The 26771-nt window shown below is 72.2% G+C and carries 1 protein-coding gene (only partly in view); it reads right to left on the bottom strand.

Going from position 1 to position 26771, the window contains the following annotated elements; translation table 11 throughout:
- Positions 1-26771: the 5' portion of a non-ribosomal peptide synthase/polyketide synthase gene (locus tag FOF48_RS21385; RefSeq protein ID WP_143904594.1), read on the bottom strand. 10321 nt of this gene lie to the left of the window's left edge; the window shows 26771 of its 37092 coding nt (coding positions 1-26771); it begins with the start codon at positions 26769-26771; its stop codon lies off the left edge, out of view.

The following is a 26771-nucleotide window of genomic DNA, read 5'->3' as shown; positions in this document are numbered from 1 at the left end:
AGCGTGGTCGCGGCGGCCTCCGGCCTTCGGAGCGCATCGACACGGACGGCCAGCGCCGCCACGGTGGGGCCCTCGAAGAAGGCTCGAAGCGGCAACTCCACTCCGAAGTGCGCGCGAACACGGGACACCAGCTGCGTGGCCAGCAGCGAATGGCCGCCCAGCTCGAAGAAGGCGTCATGCCGCCCCACCGCGGGGACGCGCAGCACCTCACGCCAGAGCGCCACGAGCGTGGCCTCCGTCGGTGTCGCGGGGGCCTCGACCTTACGCCCGGTGACCGAGGAGTCCTCCGGCGCGGGCAGTGCCTTGCGATCCACCTTGCCGCTGGGTGCCAGCGGAAGGGCGGGCAGGGGAACCAGGGCGGACGGCACCATGTACTCCGGCAGGTGCCGGCGCAGGTGTTCGCGCAACGCGTCGCCGTCCACCTCCGTCGCCACATACGCGACGAGGCGCGCGTCCCCGGGAACATCCTCACGCACGAGCGCCACCGCGTCCCGCACTCCCGGGTGCGCGCGCAGCGTCGCCTCTATCTCTCCCAGCTCGATGCGGTAGCCGCGCAGCTTCACCTGGAAGTCCAGGCGGCCCATGAACTCCAGCGTCCCGTCCTCCCTCCACCGGGCCTTGTCTCCCGTCCGGTACAGCCGTGCTCCGGGCTCGGCGCTGAATGGATCCGGCAGGAAGCGCTCCGCCGTGAGCGCGGGCTGGCCCAGGTAGCCGCGCGTGACGCCCTCGCCGGAGAAGCACAGCTCTCCCGGCGCCCCCACGGGCACCAGGCGCTGGTGCTCGTCGAGGACATAGGCGCGCAGGTTGTCCACCGGCCGGCCAATGACGGGCACGCGCTGGGCGGCGCCGTGGACGGGCCACGTGGTCGCGTTGATGGTGCACTCGGTGGGGCCGTAGGCGTTGAAGGCGCGCGTGCGCTCCGTCGCCGCGAGGCGCCGCCATGTCGCCTCGTCCAGGGCCTCGCCGCCCACGGAGAGCAAACCAGGGACGTGGGCCTGTTCGAGCAGCCCCGCGTCCAACAGCAACCGGAGCTGCGAGGGCGTGCAGTCCAGCGTGTCGATGCGCTGGCGCTCCAGCCACCCGAGCATCCCTTCCGGATCCAGGCGCACGTCCTCCGGGGCGATGCACAGGCAGTGGCCATCGAGCAGTTGAAGGACCTGCTCGATGGACGCGTCGAAGTGCAACGGCGCGTTGACGGTGACGCGCTGTCCTGGCGGCAGTCCAGCGTAGATGCTCCGACTCAGCGAATGATGAAGGTTGAGCGCCGAGCGGTGCTGCACCATCACGCCCTTGGGCATGCCCGTGGAGCCCGACGTGAAGATGACGTAGGCGAGGTTCTCCGGGTGGGCCACCGGAGGCAGGGGATCCGCTGGGAGCGCCGCCAGGGCGTCCTGCGCCACCTCCAGACACACGACGTGGACCCCATCGGGCCGCCATGCGCGCGCCAGCGCCTCCGTGGTCAGCAGCACGGTGGCGCCAGCGGCTTGCAGCAGGGACGCCTTGCGCGCGGCTGGGACACGCGGATCCAGCGGGACGAAGGCACCGCCGGCCTTGAGCACCGCGAGCAGCGCGACGATGGCCTCCGCCGAACGCTCCAGGCACAGGCCCACCGTCGACTCCGCCCCCACGCCCAGCGCGCGCAAGTGCCACGCGAGCTGATTGGATCGCGTGTCGAGTTGCCGATACGTGAGCGCCGTCTCCTCGTACACCACGGCGGGTGCGTCCGGTGTCCTCGCGGCCTGCTGTTCGATGCGCGCGTGCAGCGTGGCACGGGCGTCGAACGCCACGGCGTCGTCGCCACGGGCCGCCAGCAGCCACGTCCGCTCCTCGGGCGTGACGAGGGACACGTCGGACAGCCGGATGCCGGGCCGGGCCAGGGTCTCCATCGCCTGACGCCAGTGCCCCAGGATCCGCTGACCCGCGCCTGCGGGGAAGCGGTGAGAGTCATGCGTCAATTGGAGCAGGAGCCTCCGGGCCGGAACCACGACGGCCAGCAGCGCGTAGTTCGTGGGCTCTCCGCTCCGAAGGTCCCGCATGTCCAGCACTGTTGATCGCCGCAGCAGGGCCTCATCGACGGGGTAGTTCTCGAAGACCAGCAGCGACTGGAAGAGCGGCGTGCCACGCGGCATGTCGCTCCAGCCCTGCGCGGTGACGAGCGGGAGGTGCTGATGCTGCTGGATGCTCAGCTGCTGGACCTGGATCGCCTGGAGCCAGGGCAACACGGGCGCGTGCTCCGGGGGGAGCGTGACGCGGACCGGCAGCGTCGTGATGAGCATCCCCATCATGGCCTCGGATCCCGGAAGCTCTGGGGGACGGCCAGCCAGGGTGGTCCCGAAGAGGACGTCTCGTTCCGCCCCGTGGCGGGCCAGCACCAGCGCCCACGCCGCCTGCGCCAACGTGTTGAGCGTCAGGTGGTGCTGCCGCGCGAACGCCTGCAGCTCCGCCGTGCGCTCCTCCGAAAGCTCCAGCGACGCCTCCGACAGGCCCCCCACGCCGGAGGGCCGCTCCGCCACGGACAGCTCCGAGGGCAGGGGCGTGGGAGTCGACAGACCGGCGAGCTGCCCACGCCAGAAGGCCTCATCGCCCGAGCGATCCACCTGATGCAGCCACGCGATGTAGTCACGGAAGGAAGCGCGCGGCAGGGGCGGCGGCGTGGCTCCAGTCCGGAAGGCGTCGTAGAGCGCGAAGAGCTCCTGGAAGAACAGCCCGGTGCTCCAGCCGTCCAGGAGCAGGTGATGGTGGCTCCAGATGAAGCGCCAGTGGAGGTCCGCCAGCCGCACCGCGGTCACTCGCATCAGCGGCGCCCTCGCGATGTCGAAGCCCCGCGCGCGCGCCTCCAACTCCAGCCGCGCGAGGCCGGCGTCCTGATCGCGCGCGGACAGGTGGCGCCAGTCGTGCTGTTCAAACGGCAGGGGCGCGTGCGCGTGGACGGCCTGGAGCGGGACGTCCAGTCCCTCCCAGATGAAGGAGGTGCGCAGCACGGTGTTGCGGTCGATCACCGCCTGCCACGTCTTTTGGAACAACCCGATGTCCACGGGCGAGTGGATCGACCAGGACGTTTGCATGAAGTACACGCCCGTGTCCGGGGCGTAGAGGACGTGGAAGAGCATCCCCTGCTGCACCGGCGAGAGCGGGTAGAGGTCTTCCACCGAGTGCCCCTGCGCGGCGAGCAGTCCATCCAGCGAAGCCTGGGAGAGACGGGCCAGCGGGAAGTCACCGGGCGTCCTGCGGAGGGCATCACGGGAGTGGCGCTGGGTGATGAGGGTCCGCAGCGCGCTCGCGAAGTCCTGGGCCAGGGACTCGATGGTGGCGGCGTGGTGCCGATCGCGGCTGAAGCCGAAGTCCATCCGCAGCCGGCCATCCACCACGAAGCCGTCGACGGCCAGCAGGTGCGCGCGCGCGGCCTGGGGCGCCACCGTCATGCCGGGGGACTCGGTGCTCAGGGCGAAGAGCGTGCTGGCCCCGGTCGCCCGGTCGAGCTGCCCCAGGTAGTTGAAGATCACCTCCGCCGGAGGCAGGGCCGCGAGCCGCTGCCGGACCTCCGCGGGCCCCATGTGGCGCAAGAGGCCGTAACCGACGCCCCGGTCCGGCCACGCCCCCAGCGAGTCGCGCACCGCGCGCAGGCAGTCCCCGGGGGAGCCGCCTTCCGGCAACTGGAACAGGGCGGGGGCCAGCGACGTGAACCAACCGACGGTGCGCGACACGTCCGCGTCCGCGAAGAGCTCCTCGCGGCCATGGCCCTCCAGGTCGATGAGCAGGCGCGACTGGCCCGTCCACTGGCGAAGGGCCATGGCGAGCGCCGTCAGCAGCACGTCGTCGATGCGCGCCCGCCAGGCTCCGGGTGCCTCCTGGAGCAGCAGCCGGGTCTCCTCCTCGTCCAGGTGGATGGACACGGTTTGATGCGAGCCCACGGTGCCGGGTCCGGTGGCATCGGTGGGCAGGGGGGCCACGTCCCTCCGGGCCTCGTCGAGCCATAGGGCCGCCTGCGCTTGCAGGGCGTCGGAGAGGGCGTGGGCCTCCAGCCGACGGGCCCAGGCCAGGAACGACGTGGTCTTGGCGGGGAGCTCGGGCCGCTGTCCCGCGCGCAGCCGCAGGTAGGTGGCCTCCAGGTCCTCGACGAGCACCCGCCAGGACACCGCGTCCACCACGAGGTGGTGCAGGATGAGCAGTAGGCGCGGGTCCTGCCCAGGACCGAAGTGGAAGAGGGCCGCGCGCAGCAGGGGCGGCCGGGCCAGCTCGAAGGACGCCTGGAGTCGCTGGGCCTCCTCCTCCATCCGCGCCTCGCGCGTTCCCGAGGGCAGCGCGGACAGGTCCACCTGGAGCAGGCGGACAGGGGCCATCTCTTCGGGCGCCGCGTCCAGCTGACGCCACCCGTGGGGCAGCCCGTCCTCGCGCACGAAGCGCATGCGCAGGGCGTCGTGGTGGAGGACCAACGCCTGGAGCGCCTGCTCCACCTGCGCCGTCATCAACGGCTGCCGCGCCCGGAGCACCAGCGCCTGATTGAAGTGGTGGGCGTGCGTGGCATCGCGTTCCAGCAGTTGGCGCTGGATGGGCGTGAGCGGCACCTCGCCCACCACGGGTCCCTGTTCCGCGAGGCGGACCTCGGCGACACGCGCCACGGCCGCCAGGGCCCCCAGCGTCGGGTGCTGGAACAGGTCGCGCACGAACAGCCGCACGCCGGCCTGCCGCGCCCTCGCGACGGCCTGGAGGCTGATGATGGAGTCGCCCCCCAGCTCGAAGAAGTTGTCCTCCAGGCCCACGCGTTCGACGCGCAGCACCTGCGCCAGGACCGCCGCGAGCGTCCGCTCCATCTCCGTGCGGGGCGCGACGTAGTCCCGCTTCGAGGCGCGCTGGACCTCCGGCGCGGGCAGGGCCTTGCGATCCACCTTGCCGCTGGAGGTCCTCGGCAGGGCCGGCAGCGGGATGAACGTGGAGGGCACCATGTACTCAGGCAGCCGCCGTTGCAGCAGCGCGCGCAGCGAGGCCGGCTCCAGCGCCAGGCTGGCGACGACATAGGCCACGAGGCGCCGCACGCCGGGCGCGTCCTCGCGCACGACGGCCACGGCCTCCCGCACATCCGCGTGCGAAAGCAGCGCCGCCTCGATCTCGCCTGGCTCGATTCGGAAGCCGCGCAGCTTCACCTGGAAGTCGGCGCGGCCCAGGTACTCCAGGGTGCCGTCGGAGCGCCACCGGGCGATGTCACCCGTGCGGTACATGCGAGCACCGGGCGTGTCGCTGAAGGCGTCCGGGAGGAAGCGCTCGGCGGTGAGGCCAGGGCGGCGCCAGTAGCCTCGGCCGACCTGCACGCCCCCGATGAACAGCTCGGCCGGGACGCCCACGGGCACCAGCTGGCCCAGGCGATCCAGGACGTACATCGCCGTGTTGGCCACGGGCCGTCCAATGGGGATGACCCGGAGCCCGGCCTCGTCGCGCGGGCACTCCCATGACGTCACGTCCACCGCGGCCTCGGTGGGGCCGTAGAGGTTGTGCAGCGTCGCGTGGGGCAGGCGGGCCTGGGCCCGTCGCACCAGGTCGGCGGGCAGGGCTTCGCCGCTGCACATCACCTGTCGCAGGCGCGTCAGGCCCTCCAGGCCGGGCTCCTCCACGAAGGCACGCAGCATGGATGGCACGAAGTGCACCGTCGTCACGCCCTCGCGCGCCATCAGCGCCACCAGGTAGTCCGGCTCCTGGTGCCCGCCGGGCCGCGCGAGCACCAGCCTCGCCCCCGCCATCAAGGGCCAGAAGAACTCCCACACGGACACGTCGAAGCTGAACGGCGTCTTCTGCAACACCGTATCCGTGGGCAACAAGCCGTAGCGCTCCTGCATCCAGCGCAGGCGGTTGACGACACCCGCGTGAGCATTCATCGCGCCCTTGGGGCGTCCCGTGCTGCCCGAGGTGAAGATGACGTAGGCGAGGGCGTCCTCACCGGCGAGCGGCAGGGGCCGGACGGTGGGCTCGCGCGCGATGACATCCCACTGGGCATCCAGCGCGACGACGTGCTCGACGTGCGCGGGCAGCGCGCTCCGGAAGCGCTCCTGGATGAGCAGCACGGGCGTGCCGGTGTCCTCCACCATGTCCACGAGGCGTTCCGAGGGCGTGGACGGATCCAGCGGCACGTAGGCGGCGCCGGACTTCAGGACGCCCAGGAGGCCGATGACCATCTCCAGCGAGCGCTCCAGACAGACTCCCACCAGGGTCTCCGCGCCGACGCCGCGCGAGCGCAGATGGTGCGCGACCTGATTGGCGCGGACCTCCAGCTGCGCGTAGGTGAGGCGCTGGTCCTCGAACTGGAGAGCGATGGCGTCCGGCGTGAGCGCGGCCTGGGCTTCGAACAACTGGGGCAGGGTGGCGCCGCGCGGGAAGCGGGCGCGGGTGTCGTTCCAGCCGCGCAGCACCTGCTCACGCTCCCCCGCGCCGAGCAGGGGCAGGGTCGCGAGGGGCGCGTCCGGGGCCGCGACGACCTCTCGCGCGAGTCCCACCAGGTGATCCGCGATGCGCGCGACGGTGGCCTCGTCGAAGAGCGCGGTGGCGTACTCCATGCGGCAGGCGAGGTCCGTGCGGCTCTCCAGGACCTCCAGCGTCAGGTCGAACTTCGCCGTGTGGGTGGGGACCTCCACCGGCCCCAACTCCAACGACGGCAACTGCGCCCGGGCTTCCGGCGTGTTGACGACGTTGAGGCTGACCTGGAAGACCGGCATGCGGCTCAGGTCCCGGGGCAGGTCCAGCGTCTCCAGGATGCGCTCGAACGGCGCGTCCTGGCGCGCATAGGCCTCCAGCGCCTGGGGGCGCACGCGGCCCAGCAGCTCGCGGAAGGACGGCGTGCCTTCCAGCCGCGTGCGCAGGGGCAGGGTGTTGACGAAGCAGCCCATGAGCCACTCCACCTCCGGCCGCGTGCGGCCAGCGATGGGGGTGCCCACGACGAAGTCGTCCTGCCCCGAGTAGCGCGCCAGCACCGTCTGGTAGAGCGCCATCATCACCATGAACGGGGTGGCGCCCTGGCGGCGGCCCAGCGCCAGCAGCGGCGCCGAGACGTCAGCAGGGAACGCGAAGCGGTGATGCGCGCCCGCGAAGGACTGGATGGCGGGACGCGGCCGGTCCGTGGGCAGCTCCAGCGCCGGCGCGCCCTGGAGGTGCTGCTTCCACCACGCGACCTGCGCCTCCATCACGCCGCCTTCCAACCAGGCGCGCTGCCACACGGCGTAGTCCGCGTACTGCACGGGCAACGGAGGCAGGGACGACGGCTGCCCCTGCGTGAACGCCGCGTAGTGCTCCGTCAACTCACGAGCGACGACCATGTTGCACCACGCGTCGGACACGGCGTGGTGGAACATGAGCGACAGCACGTGCACCTGGGGCTCCACGCGCAGCAGGCTCGCGCGGACCACCTCCTGCTCCAGGTTGAACGGGACGATCGCCTGGGCCTGGCACAGCCGGATCACCTCCGCCTCGCGGGCCGCGGGAGAGTCCCCTGGCACGTCCAGCAGCGTCAGGGGCACGCCCGACGCCGGATGGACGTGCTGCACCGCCTGGTCCCCCTCCAGCGCGTACGTGGAGCGCAGCACCTCGTGCCGGGCCACCAGCGCGTCCAGCGCGGACTGGAGCGCGGCGATGTCCAGCGCTCCGGTGAGCCGGAACGTGGACGCGTTGTTGTACGCACCGCTCTCGGGCTCCAGTTGCTGGAGGTACCACAGGCGCTGCTGGGCGAAGGACAGCGGCAGCGGCCGACCCCTGGGCGTCAGCGGAATGGGCGGAGGCCCGCTGGGGCCCGCCTGGGCGGCGGTGCGCGCGACGGGGAGGGGCGCGGCCACGGGCGGAGCCGGTGGGGGCGGTCGCGCCGTCAGCGCCTCCACCCGGCCGTCGACGGGAGGACGCGCCACGGGCGGAGCCAGCGAGGACAGGCGCGTCGTCAGCGCCTCCACCTGGCCGTCGACGGGAGAACGCGCCACGGGCGAAGCCGGTGGTGGGGGCACTCGCGTCGTCAGCGCCTCCACCTGGCCGTCCGCGCGCAGACGCGCATGGCGGCCGGTGCGGTACAGCCGCGCGGAGGGTTCCCGGGGATGCGGCATCAGGCGCTGGCGCTCGTCGGCTCCGGCCTTCCACAAGCGCCCGGGGAGCCCGGCGCCCGCCAGGGCCAGCTCGCCCACCACGCCCGCGGGAACGGGCTGTCCGGCCGTGTCCAGCACCCATGCCTGGAGCTCCGCGGGGATGCGCTCTCCGGGGACTCGGGGCAGTAGCGCGCCTTCACCCGCGTCGCCGGACAGGAGCACCTCCACGCCCGCGGCCCGGCGCAGCGCGGAGCCCAGCTCCACCGACGCGCCCTCCAGGACGAGGGTGCCCACTTGGGCCAGGGACCCGCGCACATCCGGCAGCTCGGTCAACGTGCGCGCCAGCCGGGCCGACGTGTGCATCAGCACCGCGCCCGACGCGCGCGCCAGGGCCAGCAGTCCCTCCACTCCCGCGTCGGCCTCCACCAGCACCTGCTCCTGGCGGACGGCGGCCTCCGCATCCAGCGTCTCGCGCACCGTGGCCAGCCGCCGCAGGCCGTCCAACACCACCGGTGTGTCGAGCCCGAAGTCGATGAGCGCCGCCACCTCGTCCACGTCCGCCGCGCGCACATCGCGCAGGCGCCGCAGCGCACCGTCCACCGTGCCGACGAGCCCCGTGGTCTTCGCGTGGTGCTCGAAGGTGTGTTCGAGCAGCGCGTCGATGTCCTCCGGGGACAGCTTCTGGATGTCGCCCTGGTAGCCCTGGGTGAGCAGCAGCGACGAGACGATGTCCACCGAGCTGCGGAAGTAGGCGAGCAGCGGCTGGCGCACCGTGCGCAACACCTCCTGATCGTCATCCCCCAGGTACGTGTGCAGCATGCAGGTGATGTGGCCGCGGCCAGGGTGGCCGTTGCGACGCCACGCCTCGCGGTACAGCGCCACCTTCGGCTTCAGCTCCTCCAGTGAGTGCGCCAGCAGGCCGGTGAGGACGCCCGCGCCCAGCTCGCCCGCCATGCGGAACGTCTCCGGGTTGGCCGTGGCGGTGAGCCACACCGGCAGCTCCTTCTGCACCGGCCTCGGCCGCAGCCCCACCTCCACCGTCGTGCCGGCGCCGCCCGGACGCCGGAACTTCTCTCCGCGCCACAGGGCGCGCAGCGTCGACAGCTTCTCCAGGAGGATGTCGCGCCGCTTCTCGAAGTTGCCCGGCGCGAAGGTGAAGTCCTGCACGTGCCAGCCCGTCGCCACTGACAGGCCCACGCGGCCCCGCGACAGGTTGTCCACCACGGACCACTGCTCCGCGATGAGCAGCGGATCATGCAGCGGCAGCACGACGCTGCCAGAGCGCAGCTGAAGGTTGCGCGTGACGGTGGCGAGGCCCGCCGCCACCACGGCCGGCTGCGGGTACAGGCCACCGAAGGAGTGGAAGTGCCGCTCCGGCGTCCACACGGCGGAGAACCCGTTCGCGTCCGCGAACTTCGCGCCCTCCAGCAGCAGCTCGTACTTCGACCCCTGGAGCGAGTCCTCGTCGTTGGCGAAGTAGATGAGGCTCAGGTCCATCGCCTTCGCGCGCGGCCCCCCGCCGTGCAGTCCCACCAGCCGCGCCGTGACCTGCTCCGGCGGGTACACCACGTGCAGCCCGCGCGTGAGCGCCCACAGCGACTCCAGCTCCGGCCGCTCCGCCGACGCCTCGCTCGCGGACAGCCACACGCCCCCATCCGGCGGCGACAGGCGCGCGTCCAGGCCCGCGAAGAACTCCGACAGCTCCCGGTGGCCCAGGGCCCACGCGGGCTGCCCCGCGCCCGGAGGCAGGAGCCACGCGAGGCCCTCCGCGTCCACCGCCGCGCTCATGAAGGCAACGGCTGGGGCGACCTCCTCCACGTACACGACACGCGTGGCCTCCACGCGGACGGAGGCCACCAGGTCGCGCGTGGTGACGAGCACCGGAACGCGGGCGCTGTCGGAGGCGTAGACCGGCAGCTGCCCCAGGTCCGCGGGGCCCAGCGCGACGCCCGCGCCACCGGCGGACAACACGGCCCACAGCGCGGCCAGCTTCTGCGGCGACGAGCGCAGACACACGGCCACCGGTGTCCCGGCCGTCACGCCGAGGTCCCTCAGCCGCGAGGCCAGTGCGTCCACGCGCGCGCCCAGCTCCGCCCAGCTCCACTGCGTCTCGCCGCGCGAGACGGCGAGCGTGTCCGGGTGGCGCGCACGCCGGTCCGCGAGGACGGTGGGCACGGAGGCGAAGCCCCGAGGGACATGGGGCGCGGGCCAGGCACGACGCTCGGCCTCCGTGGCCAGGGGCAGGCGGGAGACGGGGGTCTCGGGACTGGCGATCGCGGCGGACAGCAGCACCTGGAAGTGCTCCACGAGCCGCGCCACGGTGGCGGCGTCGAACAGCTCCGTCGCGTACTCCAGCGCGCCATGGACGCGGCCGGGAGCCTCGGAGAGGACGAGCGTGAGGTCCGACAGGGTGGCGCCCCATTGCACGGGCGTGCCGGACACCTCCACCAGCGAGCCACGCATGCCGGTGAGCGCCAGCGTCTCCGCGCCCGCGCCCGCGCCGGAGTGGTAGACGAACACCGAGTCCGTCATCCGCCCCCGGCCGATATCCCGGCCCGGGAGGAGGGCCTCCAGCAGGTACTCGAAGGGTACGTCCGGACGCGTTTGCGCATCCGCGACCTCTCCGCGCACCTGCTCCAGCAGCTCGCGGAAGGTCAGCCCGTCCGTGAAGCGGGTGCGGAACGCGGCCGAGTGCGCCACATAGCCGATGAGCGGCAGCAGCTCCGGGCGGGTGCGATTGGCGATGGGCGTGCCGACGATGATGTCCGTCTGGCCGCTGTAGCGGTGCAGCAGCGTCTGCCATGCGGCCAGCACGGTCATGTAGCCGGTGAAGCCCTCGCGGCGCGTGAAGGCCATCAGCTCGCGGGCGAGCGCGGGCGGGAAGTCCACCGACATGCGCGCGGAGGTGAGCGGGGACTCCGGAGGACGGGGGCGGTCGGTGGGCAGCTCCAGTTGGCGCGGCATGCCCGCCAGCCGCTGCCGCCAGCCCTGGTCCTGTTCGGGCAGATGGCCCCCCGCGATGCTCCGGCGCTGCCATGCGCCAAAGTCCGCGTACTGCACGGGCAGGGGGGGCAGGGGAGATGGGCGGCCCGCGAGGAAGGCGTTGTAGAGCTGGCCCAGCTCCTGGACGAAGAGGGCGATGGAGAGCGTGTCGCTGACGATGTGGTGGATGGACGCCACCAGCAGGTGCAGCCGTGTGTCCAGTCGGACGAGGGACGTGCGCAGCACGGGCCCGTGGACGAGATCGAACGGCTTCGCGGCGTCGTCGCGGGCGATCCGCAGCGCCTCCGGCTCGCGGGTCTCCAGTGGCCCCCGGAGCTCCAAGCGGGCGAGCGGGACGCGCATGTGCGCGTGGAAGCGCTGCACGGGGCGACCGTCCACGGCGTCATAGGTCGTGCGCAGGGCCTCGTGGCGCCGGACGATCTCCTGGATGCCGCGCTCCAGCACGTCGGCGTTCACGTCACCTTCGAGCCGCAGGACGAAGGGGATGTTGTACGCGGACAGGCCGGGCCGGTGCTGCTCCAGGCGCCAGACGCGCTCCTGGACGAAGGACAGGGGCAGCTCGGTGGTGCGCGCGAGCGGCACCAGGGGGAGCTCCACGGAGGCGGCGGCCTGCGGGGCCTGACGCAGCAGCGGCACCAGGCGCTCGGCGATACCCGCGACGGTGGGGGCCTCGAAGAGGGCGGCCAGCGGGAGCTGGACGCCGAAGGCATCGCGCACCTGATTGAGGAGCTGGGCGGCGGTCAGCGAGTTGCCGCCGATCTCCAGGAAGTCATCGTGCCGTCCGACGAACTCCAGGCCCAGGCGTTCGCGCCAGAGCGCGGCCACGCGCTCCTCCACGTCACCTTGAGGAGCGTCGTCGCGGACGGGTTTCGATGAGGTGGGGGCTGGAGCCCCGATGCTCGCCAAAGGCGGGGCGGACGCGACTTCAGGTGCTGCGTCGGCTACGGCCGATCCGGCTTCGGAGGGCTCCGCATCGGCCGTGGAGTCGGCGACCGGCGACACCCACCAGGACCTGGCGCTCGTGCTCGGAGGCGGAAGCGAGGCAGCGCTCCCGGTCGGAGCTTCGGTGTCGGGCGACACCGGCACCGACGTTCTCACCACCACGGGCGCCGGACTTCCTGCATCGAGCGGCGCACGGTCCTCGGAGTCGGAGGGCGCCATGAACGTCGAGGGGAGGGCGCGTGCTCGCGGCTCCACCCAGACGGTCTTATCCTGGAAGGCATACGTCGGCAGATGCAACCGCAGGCGCTGCTCGTCTGCGTAGAACGCGCGCCAGTCCACCGGGACGCCCGCCTCCCAGAGCGCGCCCACGGTCCGGAGCCACGACTGCTGCTCCGTCGTCGTCCCACCCGGTTGCAGGGAGGACAGCGCATGGACGCGATTGTCATCCAACATCAGGTTCGAGCGAACCAGCGAAGCCACGTCATGCCCCGGGCCGACCTCCAGGAACAACGCGCAGCCTTCCTGCTCCTGCAGCGTGCGCACCGCGGTGATGAACCGCACCGGCTGGCGCATCTGCTCCGTCCAATAGGCTGGATCCGCGAGCTGCCCCGGTCGGGCCCGCATCCCCGTGAGGCTGGACACGTACGTCACCGCAGGCTCCGAGCGGCGCAACGTCCCCACCACCCGCGCCAGCTCCGGCATCAGCGGTTCCACGTCCGCCGAATGGAACGCATGCGGGGCGGGCAATCGCACCGCGCTCACCCTTCGGCTCCGCAGCTCCGCCCTCAAGCGCTCCACGTGCTCCACCGGTCCGGACACCACGCACTGGTCATGCGCGTTGATGGCCGCGATCGTCATCCGTCCAGACAGCAGCGGCTCGACATGCACCCGGTTCAGCCCCACCGCGAGCATGGCCCCCGGTGGCATGCGGTGCATCAGCTCCCCCCGCGCCACCGCGAGCCGCAGCGCGTCCTCCAAGGACAGCGCGCCCGCGACACACGCCGCCGCGTACTCGCCGAAGCTGTGCCCCAGCACGGCGTGCGGCGTCACCCCCAGCTCCATCCAGAGCCGCGCCAGGGACACCTGCACGCTGAACAGCGCGGGCAGCGCGACGCGCGTGTCCGCGAGGTCCGCCGTGGCCTCCGCCTCCGAGCCCGCGGCAGGTGACAGCAGGCTCTCCACCCGCGAGCGCAGCGGCCGCTCCATCAGCGCGAGGCACGCGTCCAGATGCGCCCGGAACCTCGGCGACGCCTGGGCCAGGTCGCGTCCCATGGCGACCCGCTGCGTGCCCTGACCAGAGAACACGAACGCCACGCGCGGCGCGCGCGGCGGGCTCTTCAAGAATGCCGACACCCCCTTGCGCAACACCCGCGACAGCTCGCCCGAGTCCTTCACGAGCAGCGTCGTGCGGTACTCGAACACCTTGCGCCCCACGGCGTGCGTGAAGGCCAGATCCGCCAGCGCCCTCGTGTCCATCCCATCCGCGGCGAGCGACTCCAACTGTCGCGCCGCCGCATCCACCGCCTGTGGCGTGCGCGCGGACAGCAGGATGAGCTGGTGGGTACGCGGGGTGGAACCACTCTGCCGCATGGGGGCTTCCTCGAGGATGGCGTGGGCATTGGTACCGCCAATGCCGAAGGAGCTGACGGCGGCGAAGCGGGGCGTCTCGCCCCGAGGCCATGACCGCGCATGGGTGTTGACGAAGAACGGCCCCGCGTCGAAGTCGATGCGCGGGTTGGGCCGCTCGAAGTGGAGGCTCGGCGGAATCTCGCCGTGATGCAGGGACAGCGCGGCCTTCATCAGCCCCGCGAGGCCCGCGACCGTGTCCAGGTGGCCCACGTTCGTCTTCAGCGACCCCAGCGCGATCCGTCCCTGGTGCGCCGGCCCCAGGCCATACGCGCGCATCAGGGCGGCCACTTCCATGGGGTCGCCCAGCGGCGTCGCGGTCCCGTGCGCTTCCACGTAGCCGATGGCCTCTGGCACCACGCCCGCGTTCGCCAACGCCTGCCGCACGACGGCCGCCTGCCCCTGAACGCTGGGCGCGGTGAAGCCGGACTTGTTCCGGCCGTCGTTGTTGAGGGCCGACCCCCGGATGACGGCGTAGATGGCGTCCCCATCCCGCTGCGCGTCCTCCAGGCGCTTGAGCACCACCGCGCCCACGCCGTTGCCCGAAAGCGTGCCCTGCGCCTTCTCGTCGAACGCGCGGCAGTGGCCATCCGGGGAGAAGATCAACCCCTCCTGGTGCACGTAGCCCGTGCGCTGCGGCAGCGACAGCCGCGTCGCCCCCGCGAGCGCGACGTCGGACTGGCCCACCCGGAGGCTCTGGCAGGCCATGTGCACCGCCACCAGCCCCGTCGAGCAGGCGGTGTACAGCAGCGTGCTCTCTCCCGTGAGGCCCAGCTTGAAGGACGTCTTCGTCGCCAGGCTCTCGTGCGTGGCGGTGCCGTGCAGCTCCATGAACGACGCGGCGTCCAGCGGCATCGCCTGTCGCACGGCCTCCATGTAGCCAGAGCCCGTGGCCCCCGCGTACAGCGAGATGGCGCCCGGGAAGCGATCCGGATCGATGCCCGCGTCCTCCAGCGCGGTCCACGCCGTCTGGAGGAACAGGCGCTGCTGTGGATCCGTGAACTGGGCCTCACGCAGGGACATCTCGAAGAAGGCGTGGTCGAACTTGTCCACGCCGTCTAGCACTCCCGCGGCAGGGACGAACCCGGGGTGGTGCCACAGCTCCAACCCGTCCGGCAGGCCGGGCAGGTGCTCCAGCTCCTCGGGCGAGAAGCGCGTGATGGACTCCACGCCCTCGCGCAGGTTGCGCCAGAACTCCGCCACCGTCATCGCGCCGGGGAAGCGGCCCGCCATGCCGATGATCGCGATGGCGCCGGAGGTGCCCGACCTCGGGGCCTCGCGAGGGCGGTGGCCGGGCTCCTGAGACACGGGACTGGCGGTGGACCCGGGCCCCTGGGCCTCGCGCTCCAGCCGCTGGACGAGTCCTTCCACCGTGGGGTGCTCGAACAGCCACACCACGGGCAGCTCACGGCCCAGCTCCTCGCGCAGGGCCGCCGCGAGCCGCACCACGGACAGCGACGTGCCGCCCAGGTCGTCGAAGAGGTGGTCCTGGACGCCCACGCGGTCGGCGCCCAGCGACCGGGCGAAGAGGGACGCCAGCCGCTGCTCCAACGGATGGGTGGGCTCGACGAAGCGGCCCTGCCGTCCGGTGGACGCGGCGTCCGGCGCGGGCAGGGCCTTGCGGTCCACCTTGCCGCTGGGATTCAGGGGCAGGGTGGGGAGCGTCACGAACACCGACGGCACCATGTACTCCGGCAGCCGCAGCCGCAGGGCCGCGCGCAGGGCCGAAGCTTCCAGCACCTGCCCGGCGCTGGGCATCGCATAGGCGACGAGCCGCTTGTCGCCGGGCACGTCCTCCCGCACCACCGCCGCGACCTCCTGCACGGAGGGCAGCTCGCGCAGGGCCGCCTCCACCTCCGCCAGCTCGATGCGGAAGCCCCGCACCTTCACCTGATGGTCGACGCGGCCCAGGAACTCCAGCGTCCCATCCGCGCGCCAGCGGACCAGGTCTCCGGTGCGATACAGCCGCGCGCCGGGGTTCGAGCCGTACGCATCCGGGACGAAGCGCTCCGCCGTCAGGTCCGGCCTGGACACATAGCCGCGCGCCACGCCGTCACCGCCGAGGTACAGCTCCCCGGGCACCCCCACCGGCACCGGGCCCAACCCCGCGTCCAGGACGTAGACAGATGTGTTCGCGAGCGGCGCGCCGATGGGCACCGACAGGCCCGCCTGCTCCGGCCGCTCGACCGTGAAGGTGGTGGCGACCACGGAGCACTCGGTGGGGCCGTAGGCGTTGGTGAACGGACGGCCCAGCGACTCCACCGCCCGGCGAACGTGCGGCGCGGAGACGATGTCGCCCCCCGCGTGCAGTTCGTTCAGACGCCCGAGCAGCTCCGGCCGGTGCGTCACGAGCTGCGCGAAGAGGCCGGACGGCAGGTGGATGAAAGTAACGCCATGCCGCTCCACCACGCGGGCGAGCGCATCCATGTCCCCCGCGGGCACCTGTCCCGGAAAGACGACGAGCCGGCCACCATGAAGCAGCGGGGTCCACAGCTCCAGCACGGAGCCGTCGAAGGACACGGGCGCGAAGAGCAGCCCCGTGTCCCGCGCGCCGTACCGGGAATACGGCGCCGCGTGCACGAGACGCAGCAGGCCGCGCTGTTCGATGCCCACCCCCTTGGGCCGTCCGCCGCTGCCGGAGGTGAAGATGACGTAGGCCAGGTGGCGTGACCCCAAGCCCGTCACCGGGGCGGAGACAGGGCAGGTGGCCAGCGACAGCTCCTCCACGAAGAGGCAGGGCAGGGATGCGTCGGGCAGGTGCAACCGTCCGCGCAGCTCGCGCGTGGTGAGCAACAGGTGCGGCCGTGCATCCTCCAGCATGAAGCCCAGCCGCTGCGCGGGATACGACGCGTCCAGGGGCACGTAGGCCCCGCCGGCCTTGAGGATTCCAAGCACCGCGACGACGAAGCCCACGGAGCGCTCCAGACACAGCGCCACCGGCACATCCGGCCCCACGCCCTGGCCGCGCAGGAAGTGCGCGAGCTGATTGGCCCGCGCGTCCAGCCGCGCGTACGTCAAGCGCTCGTCGCCGTCCTCCACCGCGATCGCGTCCGGGTGCCGCGAGGCCTCCCCCGCGAACCGCGCCGCCACGGTGCTGTCGGCGGGGTAGGGGCGGGCGGTGTCGTTCCACGCGACGAGCACCTGCTGGCGCTCCGGAGGCGTGAGCCACGGCAGCCGGGCCAGCGGAACATCCGGGCCTTCGACGGCGGCCTCCAACAGCACGCGCAGGTGTCCAGCGAGGCGGGCCACGGTGTCGCGCTCGAAGAGGTCGGTGCTGTATTCGATGGCGCCGCGCAGTCCGTCCGGTGTCTCCGTGAGGAGGAGGCTCAGGTCGAAGTGCGCCGTGCCCGAGTCGACGTCCAGCAACTCCAGCGTCAGCCCCGGCGCCTCGAGCACGCCAGCGGGGGCGTTCTGGAGCGCGAAGACGGCCTGCACCAGTGGCGTGCGGCCCAGGTCGCGCGGCACCTGAAGCTCCTCCACCAGCTTCTCGAACGGCAGGTCCTGGTGCTCATAGGCCGCGAGCGTCGTGTCCCGCACCTGCGCCAGGAGCTCGCGGAAGGACGCCTCCGGACGGATGCGCGCACGCAGCGCCAGCGTGTTGACGAAGAAGCCGACCAGCCCCTCCACGTCGTCGTGGTTGCGGCCCGCGATGGGCGCGCCCACCAGCAGGTCGTCCTGCCGGCTATAGCGCGACAACAGCACCTGCCACGCGGCCAGGAGCGCCATGAACGAGGTGGCCCCTTCGCGTCGGGCAAGGGCGCCCAGCCGCTCCGCCAGGGCCCGGGGCAGGTGCACGGGCAACAGCGCGCCATTCGCGGAGCGCCGCGGAGGCCGAGGCTTGTCGGTGGGCAGCTCCAACACCCGAGGCGCACCGGCGAGCTGTTCCTTCCACCACGCCACCTCCCGCGCGAGCACATCGCCCTGGAGCCATCCGCGCTGCCACACGGCGAAGTCCGCGTACTGGATGGGCAGGGGATCCAGGGCGGGGGCCCGTCCGGAAGCGAAGGCCGCGTAGGCCGTGGCGACCTCTCGCACCACCACGCCCACGGACCAGCCGTCGGAGACGATGTGGTGCATGCCCAGCAGCAGCACGTGGTGCGTCGCATCCAGCCGCAAGATCCGCGTGCGCAGGAGCGGCCCCGTGCCCAGGTCGAAGGGTCGTCCCGCCTCCTCCAACGCCAGCCGCCGCACCTCCGCCTCTTGGTCTCCGGGCGGCACGTCGCCCAGGTCCGTCAGCGGCAGCATCCAGCCGCTCGCGGGGTGGATGACCTGCACGGGGTCTGGGACCTTCAGCGTGAACGTGGTGCGAAGGGCCTCGTGGCGAGCGACAAGCGTCTCCAGCGCGCGGCGCAGGGCCTCCGCGTCCAAGGCCCCCTCCATCCGCACGGCGCCAAGCAGGACGTACGGCGTGACTCCGGGCTGGAGCTGTTCCAGCACCCACAGCCGCTGCTGGGCGAAGGACAGGGGCGGCTCGAAGTCCCGCGCCACCTTCTGGAGCGCGGGCAGCGCGGGAGCGTCGCTGCGCGAGAGGAGCCGAGCCTCCACCTGCTCGGTGACATCAGCGACGGTGGCGCCCTCGAAGAGGCTCCGCATGGGCACCTCCACCTGGAACGTGGCGCGCAGCCGCGACAGCAGCCGCGTGGCCAGCAACGAGTGGCCCCCCAGGGCGAAGAAGTCGTCGTGCACCCCCACGTGCGCCACCCGCAGCACCTCGCGGAACAGGCCGGCGACCCGCTGCTGGAAGGGCGTCATCCGCTGGGGCCTCGAGGGCTCCGCGACGCCCGAGCGTGCCACCGGAGCAGGCAGGGCCTTTCGATCCACCTTGCCCACGGGCGTGAGCGGCAGGGCGTCCAGCGACACGAACACGGCCGGAACCAGCGGTGCGGGCAGCCGTTCGGCGACGAACGCACGGAGCGCTTCGTCATCCACCGGAGAAGCGGGGACGAGCCACGCCACGAGGCGTGGATCACCCGCGCCGTCATCGAACACGCCGGCCACCACGGCCTTCACCGACGGGTGCTGACGGACGACGGCCTCCACCTCGCTGAGCTCGATGCGGAAGCCGCGCAGCTTCACCTGCGTGTCCATGCGGCCCAGGAAGTCCAACGTGCCGTCCGCGAGCCACCGCACGCGGTCGCCCGTGCGGTACAGCCGCGCGCCCGGCACATCGCCAAACGGCGAGGGCACGAAGCGCTCCGCCGTGAGCGCGGGGCGGCCCAGGTAGCCGCGTGCGAGTCCGTCGCCGCCCAGGTACAGCTCGCCCGGGATGCCCACCGGAACGGGCTGGCCGTGCGCATCCAGCACATAAGCGTGGACCCGCGTCATCGGCCGGCCGATGGGCACCGACGTGGCGTGCTCCGGCAGGTCCACGATGTCGTGCGTGGTGACGCCCACGGTCGTCTCCGTGGGGCCATACAGGTTCACCAATCGGCCCGGCGCCCCCGCCCGCAACACCGCGCGAGCCGCGTCCGCGTTCGCCGCTTCACCCGCGAAGAGCAGCACCCGCATCGTGGCGAAAGCGTCCGGAACCTCACGCGCGACGGTGTGGAACAGGGCCGTGGGGAGCAAGGCCGTGGTGGCGCCCACTTCGCGAAGCGTTCGCGCCAGCTCCGCCGGGGCCAGCATCACCTCGCGCGGAACGATGACCAGCCGGGCGCCGTTGAGCAGCGCGCCCCAGATCTCGAAGGTGGCCAGATCGAACGCGGGCGTACCCGCTTGCACCATGCGGTCGTCCGGCCCCAGCCGCACGTAGTTCGTGTCCCGGACCAGGTGCACGATGGACTGATGCGTGATGCCCACGCCCTTGGGCGTACCCGTGGAGCCGGACGTGTAGAGCACGTAGGCCAGCTGCGCCGGCAGCGCATCCGCTCGCACGGGGGCGGCGCTGTCGTGTGAAAGCGCGGCGCGTTCGGTCTCCAGGACCACCGTCGGCCAGCCCTGCCCGAGCAGGGTGGGGGGCAGCGCCCGCTCCGTGATCACCAGGGACAGCGCCGCGTCCTGGAACATGAACGCGAGCCGCGCGACGGGGTAGGCCGGATCCAACGGCACATAGCAACCGCCCGCCTTGAGGACACCGATCATGCCCACGATGAGGTCCAGGCCGCGCTCCAGGAACAACCCCACACGGCCCTCGGGACGCAGGCCCCGCGATAGCAGGTGCCGCGCCAGTTGGTTCGAGCGGGCATCCAGCTCCCCATAGGTCAGGCTCCGGCCCTCGTGCGCGACGGCCACGGCGCCAGGAGCCCGCTGGACGTGGGCCGCGAAGAGACCCAGGAGGGTGTCTTCCTCCCGGAGCGGCCGAGACTCCGGTGCGCTGAAGGTCCCGAGCACCTGTGCGCGTTCGGCCGAGTCCATCAAGGGCAGCAGGGCCACGGGCGTCATCGCGTCGCGCGCCACGGCCTCCAACAGGACCCCGAAGTGGGTGGCGAACCGCGCCGCCGCCTCCCGGGAGAAGAGGTCGCGGCTGTATTCGAGCGTTCCCTCCAGCCCGCCATCCCGCGCGGTGAGCGACAAGAGGAGATCGAAGCGCGCCGTCCCGGTCGTGGTGGGCAGCCGCTCCATGTGAACCCCAGGCAGCGCGAGCGCGGGCAGCGGGGTGTTCTGCAGCACGAACATCGCCTGGAACAGCGAAGCGCGCTCGCCGCCGCGCGCCGGACCCAGCGCCTCCACGAGCCGTTCGTAGGGCACGTCCTGCCGTGCGTACGCGGCCAGCGAGGACTCGCGCACGCGCGCCAGCAGCTCATGGAAGCGCGGGGCGCCGTCCAGGCGAGCACGCAGCACCAGCGTGTTGAGGAACACGCCCATGAGGGGTTCCAGCTCTGGACGGAAGCGGTGGGCCACCGGCGTGCCCACGGCGAAGTCCTCCTGCCCGGAGTAGCGCGACAGCAGGGCCTGATAACCAGCCATCAGCACCATGAACAGCGTGGCGTCGCGGTCACGGCCCACCTGTTCCAGCGCGCGCACCAGGGGCGCCGGCAGCGTGAAGACAAGGCTGCCTCCCCGCGTCGTCCGGGCCCCGGACAGGCTCTGTCCAGGCAGCGCCAACACCGGCGTTTCCTTCAGGGACTCCTTCAACGCCTCCAGGTGGGCCCGCGTCGCGTCCGACGCTCCCTCCTGGCGCTGCCATGCGGCGACATCCGCGGCCTGCACCTCCAGGGCGGGCAGCGGTGAGGACCGGCCCGCGGTGAACGCCTCATAGAGGCTGCCCACCTCGTGCACGAGCACGCCCATGGACCAGCCATCCGTGACGATGTGGTGCATGCACAGGAGCAGCACATGTTCTTCGGGCGCGATCCGCAGCAGTCGCGTGCGCAGCAACGGGCCGGTGCTCAGGTCGAACGGCAGGGCCGCGTCGTCGCGCAGGTGGCGCCGCAGGGCGTCCTCGCGAGCCGCGCCTCCCGGCAGGTCCTCCACCGGGAGAGGCCACTCGGAGGGCGTGGGGTGGATGCGCTGGGATGGCTCGCCGTCGCGCTCATGGAACGTGGTGCGCAGCGGTTCATGCCGGCGGACGACCTCCGCGAACACGCGGCGCAGCACCTCCGCGTTCACGGGGCCCCTCAGCCACATGGCCAGGGGGATGTTGTAGAGCGCCTGTCCCGGATCCATCTGTTCCAGGAACCACATGCGCTGCTGCGCGAACGACAGCGGCAGGTCCCCGACACGGGACACGACGGGGATGGGTGAAACAGGCGTCCCAGAAGAAGGGACTTCTTGGATGCGCTCCGCGAGCCGCGCCACGGTGGGGGCGTCGAACAGCGCGCGCACGGGAAGGTCCACGCCGAACCGAACCGCCATACGGGCGATGAGCTGGGTGGCCAGCAGCGAGTGCCCGCCGAGCGCGAAGAAGTCATCGTCCACGCCGACGTGCTCCACATGCAGCACGTCCTGGAACAGCGAGGCCAGCTTCTGCTGGAGGGGCGTCCGAGGCGCACCGTCCTTTGAGCCGGCGGCCGACGTGGCGCTGGGGACGGGAAGGGCGCGGCGGTCCACCTTCCCGTTGGGGGTCAGTGGCAGGGCGTCCAGGCCGACGAAGGCGGTGGGCACCATGTACTCGGGGACATGGGAGCGCAGGTGCTCACGAAGGGCGCTGGCCTCCAGGGTCGCTGGGGCCACGTAGGCCACCAGCCGCGACTCACCGGGCACGTCCTCGCGGACGACGACCACCGTCTCGCGGACGTCCGGATGCAAGCGGAGCGCGGCTTCGATGTCCCCCGGCTCGATGCGGAAGCCACGGACCTTCACCTGATGATCCACACGGCCCAGGAACTCCAGCGTCCCGTCCGCGCGCCACCGCGCCCGGTCGCCCGTGCGATACATCCGTGCACCAGGCTCGTCCCGGAACGCATCCGGGAGGAAGCGCTCGGCGGTCAGGTCCGTCCGGCCCAGGTAGCCGCGCACGACGCCTTCGCCTCCGATGAACACCTCCCCGGGCACGCCCACGGGAACCGGCGTGAGGCGCGCGTCCAACAGGTACAGCGAGGTGTTCGCCAGCGGCCGCCCCAGGGGGACCGTCCCGGCCGACTCCGCCTCCACGGGGTGCAGCGACGACCACACCGTCGTCTCGGTGGGGCCATACATGTTGAGCAGCGCCGGAACCCGTGTCCGCAACCGCGCGGCGAGCTCCCCCGGGAACGCCTCACCGCCGACCAACAGTTGGTGCAGGTTGCCCAACGCGCGCAGGGCGCGGGGATCCTCCACCAGCGCCCGTGCGTAGGACGGCGTGCACTGCAAGTGGGTGATGCCGTGCCGCTCCAGCAGGTCCGCGAGCGCGACAGGCTCCAGCCCTGAAGGCGCGAGCACCACCTGGAAGCCCCGCGTCCACGTCCAGAGCAGCTCCAGCACGGAGATGTCGAACGAGATGCTTGTCACCGCGAGCCAGGTGCCCGGACGCGGAGACACGTGCGCGTCCATCGCGTGGAAGAAGTTCGTCACCGTCGTGTGCGGCACCGCCACGCCCTTGGGCCGCCCCGTGGAACCCGACGTGTAGAGCACGTACGCGAGCGACCCCGCATCGCGCGGAGGCGCCACGAGGTCCTGGCCCGCCGAGGGGTCCAGCGCGTCCAGGAAGAGCCGCCGCGACGCACGCACGTCGAGCACGCCCTGCAGGTGACGCATGCTCACGAGGACCCGAGCCCCCGAGTCCGCCCACATCGCGGAGAGCCGCTGCGCCGGATATGCGGGATCCAATGGCAGGTAGGCCGCTCCCGCTTCGAGGATGCCGAGCAACCCCACCGCCAGCTCCACCGAGCGCTCCACGCACAGCCCGACCACGGACTCCGGTCCCACGCCCCGCTGGCGAAGCGCATGCGCCACGAGCCGGGAGCGATGGAGAAGCTCCCGGTACGTCACCCGTGTCTCGCCCACGACGAGCGCCACGGCGTCCGGCGTGCGCGCCGCCTGGGCCGCGAACAGCGAGGACGCGGTGGCCTTGGAAGCGAAGTCGGAGTCCGGGCCACGGGCCAGTCGCAGCAGCCGTACTGACTCCGCGGCATCCAGCCACGGGAGCGAATCCACCCGGCACGAGGGGTCCGCGACCGCGCCCTCGAGCAGCACGCGCAGGTGCCCGGCCAACCGGATCACGGAGCCAGCGTCGAACAGGTCGGTGGCGTACTCCAGCCAGCCCTCGAAGCCCCGGGCGGACTCGGCCAGGGACAACGTCAGGTCGAACATCGCGGTGCCGGTGTGAACGTCCAGAAGGCGCGACTGGAGGCCCGGCAGTACCGGAGCGCCCACCTGCGCGCCCTGGAGGATGAACATCACCTGGAACAGCGGCGTGTGCCCGCGCTCGCGATTGGGCTGAAGCGCCTCCACCAGCTTCTCGAACGGCACATCCTGGTGCGCATACGCACTCATCGCCGTCACCCGGACACGGCCCAGCAGCTCCCGGAACGTGGGCGCGCCAGACAGCCGGGTGCGCATCACCAGCGTATTGACGAAGAGCCCCACCAGTCCCTGGAGCTCCGCGCGGCTTCGGCCCGCGATGGCCGTGCCCACGCTGACGTCGTCCTGTCCCGAACGGCGCGCGAGCACCGCCTGGAAGCCCGCGAGCAGCACCATGAAGGGCGTCACGCCCTCGCGCACCGCCAGCGCGCGCACGGCATCCGCCAGCCGGCGGTCCAACACCACCGGCACCCGCGCGCCGGTCGACTTTCGTTCGGCCGGGCGTGGCCGGTCGGTGGCCAGCTCCAACAGCGGCGGGGCGCCCGTCAGCTGCTCACGCCAGAAGTCCAACCGCGAAGCCAACGCGGCTCCGTTCAAGGAAGCCCGCTGCCATTCGGCGAAGTCGGCGTACCGCAGCGGCAGGGCGGGCAGGGGGGATGGCCGTCCCTCGCGCAGCGCCGCGTAGAGCGAGGACAGCTCGCGCACGAGCACCGCCATGGAGGCGCCGTCGGACACGGCGTGGTGCATGACCAGCACCAGCACGTGCGTGCCCGCATCCAGCGTGAGGAGCGAGGCGCGCACGAGCGGTCCGCGCGACAGGTCGAACGGGCGGCGGGCCTCTTCGTGGGCCCACCGGGAGGCTTCGGCCTCGCGAGCCTCGGCCGGGAGGGAGTCCAGCGACACGCGGGTGAGCGGCAGCGTCGCGGCCGGGGCGATGACCTGGAGCGGCCGGCCGTCCTCCTCGCGGAAGGTGGTCCTCAGCGCGTCGTGCCGGGCCGAGAGCGCCGCGAGGCTGCCCTCCAGCGCGGGCACATCCAGTTGCCCGTCCAGTCGAATCGCGGCGGGCAGGTTGTAGGTCGCGTCACCGGGCGCATACCGGTCCATGAACCACAGGCGCGCTTGCGCGAAGGACACCGCGCGGTCGCCCGCCGCGTCCCGGCGTCGGAGCGTGCTCGGCGCGTGGCCGGAGGAATCACGGAGCGTGAGCAGCCGCGTGGCGAGCGACGCGATGCTCGGACCTTCGAGCAGCCACTCCATGGGCACCGTCAGGCCCATGGCCGTGCCCACCTCGTGCGCCAGCTCCACCGCGCCCAGTGAGTCCAGCCCGTAACGCGTCACCGGGGCCAGGACTTCGACCTCTTCGCGGCGCATGCGCGCATGCCGAGCCACGACGTCGCGAAGCCACGCCACCAGCGCCTCCGCGTCCGGTGCCAGGGCCGGTGCGTCCAGCCCAAGCCCTCCGTGAGTCGCGGAGAACGGCCCGACGGATGGCCTCCATGAAGCCGTCGGGGTTCCGCCGGAGTCCGCGCCGGTCGATGCATTCACCGCAAGGGAAGGGGACACACCACCGGACTCCACCGTCCCCGAAGCTCCGGACCGTGGACCGCCTGGGGGCATGCCAGAGGCCGAGGAACTCGCGCCGTTCGACGCCTCCACCGCGTGGGAAGGGGGCAGACCACCGGAGTCCACCGCACCCGGGGCACCGGACCCTGGACTGCGTGGAGGCTCGGGCGGCTCCTCCCGCCACGTCATCACCTCCTGCAACGTCCCCGTGAGGAAGCCCGCACGGCACGCATGCCGCTGCACCTTGCCGCTGGACGTCTTCGGCAGGCTCCCCGGCTCGATGAGCACCACCGCGTGGGCCTGCACTTCATGTGACTCCGCCAGCCGCTGCCGGATGGCACCGGCCGCCGCGTCCGCCTCCGCGAACTGCCTCCGCAGGTCTCCCAGCCGGCGCACGTCGACTTCCTGCACGACGACCGCCCGCTCCTCGCCCGCGACCTCCACCGCGAACACCGCCGCTCCACCGGGGCGGAGCGCAGGGTGGGCCGCCGACACCGTCGCCTCCAGGTCCTGGGGGTAGTGGTTCCGGCCACGCAGGATGATGAGGTCCTTGCGCCGCCCGGTGACGTACAGCTCACCGTCGGGCCGCAGGAAGCCCAGATCCCCCGTGCGCAGGAACGGCCCCGAGTCCTCGTGCGCGATGCGCGCCTGGAACGTCTCCCGCGTCGCCTCCTCGCGGCCCCAGTAGCCCCGCGCCACGCTCGAACCGGACACCCAGATCTCGCCCACCTCGCCGGGCGAGCGCCGCGCGAGCGTGTCCGGCTCCACGATGGCGATGCGCTGCTCCGCCAGCGTGCGTCCGCAGCCCACCAGCACCCGCGCCCCGGGCTCGTCCGCGCCCAAGTCCTCCGCGCGGTGCTGTTCCAGCGCGTCCCCGGAGAGCGTCGCCAACACCGGAGGCGCCGCCGGCTGGCCGCCTGAGACGATCAACGTCCCTTCCGCCAGGCCGTAGCAGGGGTAGAACGCCTCGCGCCGGAAGCCGCTCGGCTCGAACGCCTCCGCGAAGCGCTCCAGCGTCTCCGGACGAATGGGCTCCGCGCCGCAGAACGCGACCTCCCACCGGCTCAAATCCAACGCCCGCCGCTGCTCCGGCGTGCTCTTGCGCACGCACAGGTCGAACGCGAAGTTTGGCCCGCCGCTGAGGGTGCCTCCGAAGCGGGACACCGCCTCCAGCCACGCCATGGGCCGCTTGAGGAACGTCATCGGCGACATCCACACCGCCGGGAACCCGCCGTACAGCGGCTCCAGGATGCCGCCGATGAGCCCCATGTCGTGGTACGGCGGCAGCCAGATGACGGCCACGCTGTCGCGGCGCACCTGGAACGCTCCGGCGATGAGTTCCAGGTTGTGCAGCAGGTTCGCGTGCGTGAGCATCACGCCCTTCGGCGTGCCCGTGCTCCCGGACGTGTACTGGAGGAACGCGAGCGACTCCGCGCCCACGCCCTCTGGCGCCACCCAGTCCCGCTCGCCCCCCTCCGGAAGCGCGTCCGTCGCCATCCAGTGCAGTGCGCGGAAGTCCGGCGCATGTTCGAAGACGAAGTCCGACAGCTCCAGGATGCCAGACGTGGTGAGCACCACCGATGCCTGCGCGTCCTGGATGATGGCGCGCAGGCGGGGCAGGGTGCGCTCCAGGCGCATCGGATCCGGCGGGTACGCCGGCACCGCCACCGCGCCCGCGTACAGACACCCGAAGAACCCCGCGACGTAGTCCAGCCCCGGGGGATACAGGAGCAGCACGCGCTCGCCCACCGCGCCCCGAGCCCGCAGCGCCGTGGCGATCCGCCGCGCGCGCGCGTCCAGGTCGACTGCGCTCCAATGCGCCTCTTCCCCCTCCGCGTCACCCAGGAAGGTGTACCGCGGCACCTGAGCGGAAGGACCCGAGGCAAGCTTCAACAGGACGCCGGGAAGGGTTCGCGAGAAGTCGTTCAC

Source organism: Corallococcus sp. Z5C101001 (assembly GCF_007352635.1).
Lineage (GTDB): Bacteria > Myxococcota > Myxococcia > Myxococcales > Myxococcaceae > Corallococcus > Corallococcus silvisoli.
The sequence above is the reverse complement of the archived record's forward strand: the minus strand, read 5'-3'. Positions and strand labels throughout refer to the sequence as shown.